We start from the raw sequence: 5,359 nt of genomic DNA, 5'->3' as shown, positions 1-5,359 counted from the left end.
CTACCGAAACTGGTCTAAACTAACTATGTTATTCTACCACAAATATAGTCTGTCTACTTACGCCGAGCTGTACTAGATTTAAGCTTTGCAGAGACAGAGGAAGATGGATTGACGCTACTGCGAGAACTGAGCGAGCGATCGCCTACTCTTCCTATAATCGTTTTTACCGGACGAGATAGCCTTGCCGATCGCTTGGCAGTATCGCGCTTAGGTGCTAAGCAATTTCTCCACAAACCTGCAACCACTGAGCAAATTTTTCGAGCCATCGCCCGTGTTTTACCCAGTCCCAAAACTTCAGAAGCCAAAGTCTTAATCGTAGATGATGACCCTGTGATGCTGGTTAAATTATCAGCGTTACTGACTCCTTGGGGAATTGAGGTGACAATTCTTAAAGAACCACAGCAATTTTGGGAGGTGTTAATTAGCACTAAGCCCGATTTAGTAGTGCTGGATCTAGAAATGCCGATCGTCAGCGGCTTAGAATTGTGTCAGGTAGTCCGACAGGATATCCAATGGGAAAATTTACCGATTTTGGTGGTGACAGCCCATACCGATCCAGAATCTCTCCAACAAGCCTTTGCAGCGGGAGCTGATGATTTTATTACCAAGCCGGTACTAGGGCCTGAATTAGTCACGCGGGTACTCAGCCGAATCAAGCGCGCTCGTCCTGTATTTCAGCCTGGGAATACTTAAATAGAACTTACGCACGAGGGCTAAAAACCCGGTTTTTGCCTCAATGGAAAAAATGTAATTAATTAAGTAGATTAATGATAGAACCTACTGATGAAGATTATGGGAAATGGCAACAACAGCCACAGCCAATCCTGGCTAAAACAGCACTTTCTCTCTCCGCATCCCTTAAACTAGAAGATATTCTCAACACTACGGTAACTGACCTCAGAAACATTCTGCAATGCGATCGCGTAATTATCTTCCAATTTGCTCCCGACTGGAGCGGAAAGGTGGTGGTAGAGTCAGTTGGTTCAGAATGGAGATCAATCTTATCCACTCAGATACAGGAGCCTTGCTTTGCTGAAAGCTATATCGAACCCTTCAAACAAGGCTTATTAACCTCTAAATCTGATACTTATACTGCCGAAATTGATACTTATCACCGGGAATTCCTGCCAAATTTTCACGTTACAGCTAGCCTGGTTATTCCTATCCTTAAGGGAGAAGAACTTTGGGGATTATTGATTGCCCATCAGTGTACAGAACCTCGTGAATGGCAACCATCAGAAATTGAACTCATGCGACAGCTAGCAACTCAAGCTGGAATTGCCATTCAGCAAGCTAATTTATTTGAGCAAGTACAAACGGAACTGAGGGAGCGCCAACAAGCAGAAATTGCCTTACAACAACTCAATACTGAACTCGAACAACGAGTCAGAGAACGGACAGCCGAACTCACTGAAGTCAACCATAGCTTGCAACAATATATCAATCAAGTTGAAGACCTATATAATAGTGCTCCCTGTGGCTATCATTCCCTAGATGCAGCAGGAACAATAATTATGATTAATGATACGGAACTGAAGTGGTTAGGCTATACCCGCGATGAAATCGTAAACAAAAAAAAATTTGTTGATTTAATGACACTTGAAAGTAAAAATATTTTTTATCACAACTTTCCAGTATTTAAACAACAAGGGTACATCAATAATTTAGAGTTTCAGATGTTGAATAAAAACGGAAAACTCATTTGGCTCAACCTAAATGCTACAGCAATTTATGATGAAGCAGGTAACTTCATGATGAGTCGTTCTAGCGTATTTGATATCACCGAGCGCAAACGTACTGAAGAAGCCTTCCGCCAATATGAACGCATCGTCTTCAATACAACAGATGGGATTGTGTTGATGGATCGCAACTATATTTATCAAATAGTCAATCCAGCTTATTTAACTTGGTGCAACAAATCTGAAAGCGAAGTTATCGGAAAGTCTGTTAGGAATATCCTGGATGCAGACGTGTTCGATAATATGATAAAACCTCGGTTAGACAGATGTTTGGCAGGAGAAAAAATTCAGCATGAAAACTGGTTTGATTCTCCCAATTTAGTCCGGCAATTTTTGAGCGTTACTTATATTCCTTTACGTGATGCAGGCGAAAATATTGTAGGGGTAATCGTTAGTCTGCGCGATCTGACTAAACTTAAACAAGCCGAACAAATGCTGGAACTTCAGGCTGTCATTACCCGCAACATGGCCGAAGGCATTTGTTTAGTAAGAACAGATAATGCAGTTATTGTCTATGCCAACCCTAAATTTGAGCAGATGTTTGGCTATGACTTTGGCGAACTCAACGGTCAGCACGTTTCAATTCTCAACTATGGCAGCGCATCGGCGAGTCCTGAAGATGTAAATCAAGCCATTCGGTCTGCCGTTTTACAAAGGGGTGAATTTAGCTATGAAGTTCATAATGTCAAGAAAGATGGGACTCCATTTTGGTGTAGTGCGACTTGCTGTGTATTCAAGCATTCAGACTATGGCGATGTTCTGGTGGCAGTTCATCAAGATATCACAGTAGCGAAGCACCTCGAAGAAGTTCGACAAGAGGCGGAAGCAGCCTTACTACAGAAATCCCGAAAGGAACATTTGCTATGGAGGATTACTCAAGGGATTCGCCAATCTTTGGATCTGAATGCCGTTCTAAATACTGCTGTTACTGAAATCAGGCAGACATTACACACCGATCGCACTGCCATTTACCGCTTTAATCCTGATTGGAGTGGTGATTTTGTCGTGGAGTCAGTTGGTGAGGATTGGGTAAAACTGATAGGAAGCGATCTCCAAAAAAATTGTGCAGATACCTATCTGCAAGAAACTCACGGCGGTCGATTCCGCAATCATGAAAATTTTGTTATTAATAATATTTACAGCGCTGAACTTCAACCCTGTCATATCGAGCTAGTGGAACAATTCCAAGCAAAAAGTTATGCAGTTTTCCCGATATTTTTGAGAGAAAATCTCTGGGGTTTGTTAGCTATATACCAAAATACGGCACCTCGTCAATGGGAATCCTGGGAAATAGAATTACTTGAACAGATTGCCAGCCAATTGTCGATCGCCATTCAGCAATCCAAACTCTACCAACAACTTCACCTAGAACTGCAAGAACGTAAGCAAGCCGAAGCCACGATCCGAGAAGCCGAACGACGCTGGCGATCGCTCTTGGATAACGTGCAGTTGATTGTTGTCGGACTTAATATAGAGGGAAATGTCAATTACGTTAATCCTTATTTCTTAAAAATTACGGGATATACTAACCCGGAAGTTATTGGAAAAAACTGGTTTGAAAACTTCTTACCCGCTTCTCTTCAAGAATCAGTTAAATTTGTTTTTTCGGAAGTTTTAGCCCATAATTTTCATCCCTATTATCAAAATTTTATTGTGACCAAATCGGGTGAGGAACGGTTCATTGCGTGGAACAATACCATGCTGAAAGATTCAGAGGGAAACATCATTGGAACTATCAGCATTGGGGAAGATATTACCGAACGACAAAGGCTCGAACACATTAAAGATGAGTTCATTGGGATTGTCAGCCATGAACTTCGCACTCCTTTGACAGGAATTCAAATGTCATTGGGACTAATAAAAAGTGGGGTTTATGATAAAAAGCCCGAAAAATCTAGACGCATGATTGAAATTGCCCTCCTCGATACCAATCGTTTAGTGAACCTGGTTAATGATATTTTAGATTTGGAGCGCCTAGACTCCGGGCGGGCAATTGTGGAGAAAACTGTTTGCAAAGCTGCAGATTTGATGCAGCAAGCAGTAGATTGCATTCAGGCGATCGCTACTCAACAGCAGATATCATTAATCGTTACCCCCACGGATGCCGAAGTCTGGGCAACAAGAGATGCGATCGTCCAAACCTTAACAAATTTGCTCAGTAATGCAATTAAATTCTCACCTGCCGATACCACAATTCATCTGAGTGCCGAAAACCAGACAGACTTTGTGCTGTTCCAAGTTAGCGATCGCGGACGAGGCATTCCTGCCGATAAACTAGAACTCATTTTTGGTCGATTTCAGCAAGTCGATGCTTCTGACTCCCGTGAAAAAGGAGGCACCGGTTTAGGTTTAGCAATTTGTCGTAGTATTGTTGAGCAGCATGGCGGCAAAATCTGGGCCGAAAGTATCTTAGGTGAAGGCAGCACATTGTGCTTCACCCTACCCTTACCCATCATTGAATAATGCTCAGATTAATCTGTAGCATCCATCCCAAATCCAAATTCTCCAATTCAAAATCCCATGACAGACAGACAAATTCTAGTTGTTGACGATGAAGAACACCTTCGGGAACTTGTGCAAGCCTGCTTAGAAGATTTAGGCGGATGGAAAACAGTGGGGGCAGGATCGGGAGAGGAATGTTTACAAATAGTGCAAATACAACAACCTAACGCCATTTTGCTGGATGTATCTATGCCGGGAATGGATGGGTTTGCCGTGTACGAGATCCTCCAGTCCGATCCGATTACCCGATCGATTCCAGTGATTCTGCTGACAGCGAAAGTTTTGCCCAGCGATCGGGCTAAATTTGCCCAGATGGCGGTAGCTGGGGTAATTTCCAAACCGATCCAACCCATCACCCTGACGGAAGAAGTAGCAGAGATTTTGGGATGGGATGATTGACTTTCACCATTTTTGTGAACTTTTGTAACAATAACGGAATCTTTACCAATTCCTTACCGTTGTTATTTAGTCTCCTGTTATGCAGCTAAAAGTTCTTTGCATTAGGAGGAGACTCAATGAATGCTTTTCAGGCTTTGAATGATATAAATCAGGATCTCGCAGGTTCATTTTCCCGTTTTCCCACTGGTTGTCAGCAATCCACACTTTGGATTGCTCATACAGAGGAAACACCGATCGCAGGTATTAAAATTCAAGAAAAGAAGCTGACACTGATCCTTAAAGTTCACATTCCTGACATTCATATTGTCAAATTGAATCTCCACATAACTCCAGAAACTGTTTTAATCCAAGGTCAACCTACTGAAGCTGCAGGAGTAGGAGGTTATTTCCTTCCTAGTGGATTTCAAAGTCTCATCCCCTTGCCCCACCGCGTACATCCTGAAATCTATGGGACTGAAATACACTCGGATGGTTTAACCATTCAGCTTGCTAAAGAGTTGAGAATTCCGCCATCCAAAGTTCGGATTCAAGTCTCAAATACACATCTTTGAGCGATTGCTTAAAGATCAGTATTTGAGACCCGATGGGCAACCCAAAAATTGATTTATAATCAACAAAAAAAATGAACACTTTGCAACTACCTAATTAGGGTTTGCTGAATAATTGATCGCAGACCACTAGCAGGAGCGATCGATATATTCAAGGTGAGTTAAATATAA

The 5,359-nt window shown here is 42.2% G+C and carries 4 protein-coding genes and 1 pseudogene; all 5 read left to right on the top strand.

All coding sequences use genetic code 11. The features are described 5' to 3' along the window. Positions 1 to 84 precede the first annotated feature (84 nt). A pseudogene (locus QUA90_RS29870) lies at positions 85 to 255 on the top strand (response regulator); the annotation flags it as partial. Further along, positions 253 to 693 (top strand): response regulator, encoded by a 441-nt coding sequence (locus QUA90_RS29865; RefSeq protein ID WP_445300156.1) that lies wholly within the window; start codon positions 253 to 255, stop codon positions 691 to 693. The pseudogene QUA90_RS29870 and the gene QUA90_RS29865, both read left to right, overlap by 3 nt. Before the next feature lie 74 nt (positions 694 to 767). After that, entirely contained in the window at positions 768 to 4,202 is a 3,435-nt protein-coding gene (locus QUA90_RS29860; RefSeq protein WP_333448736.1) for a PAS domain S-box protein, read from the top strand. Between the two features lie 57 nt (positions 4,203 to 4,259). After that, entirely contained in the window at positions 4,260 to 4,640 is a 381-nt protein-coding gene (locus QUA90_RS29855) for a response regulator (RefSeq protein ID WP_333448735.1), read from the top strand. Between the two features lie 116 nt (positions 4,641 to 4,756). Continuing rightward, the gene (locus QUA90_RS29850) at positions 4,757 to 5,191 is read left to right on the top strand and encodes a hypothetical protein (protein ID WP_333448734.1); all 435 of its coding nucleotides are present in this window, start codon (positions 4,757 to 4,759) and stop codon (positions 5,189 to 5,191) included. The last annotated feature ends 168 nt before the right edge of the window (positions 5,192 to 5,359 follow it).

Source organism: Microcoleus sp. D3_18_C4 (assembly GCF_036702355.1).
GTDB lineage: Bacteria > Cyanobacteriota > Cyanobacteriia > Cyanobacteriales > Microcoleaceae > Microcoleus.
Note: the sequence above shows the minus strand (reverse complement) of the source record. Positions and strands in the feature narration are given on the sequence as shown.

Bases quoted from the DNA above. Each gene is read 5' to 3' on its own strand.
- QUA90_RS29860 (WP_333448736.1), top strand. From the start codon at position 768: ATGATAGAACCTACTGATGAAGATTATGGGAAATGGCAACAACAGCCA.
- QUA90_RS29855 (WP_333448735.1), top strand. From the start codon at position 4,260: ATGACAGACAGACAAATTCTAGTTGTTGACGATGAAGAACACCTTCGG.
- QUA90_RS29850 (WP_333448734.1), top strand. From the start codon at position 4,757: ATGAATGCTTTTCAGGCTTTGAATGATATAAATCAGGATCTCGCAGGT.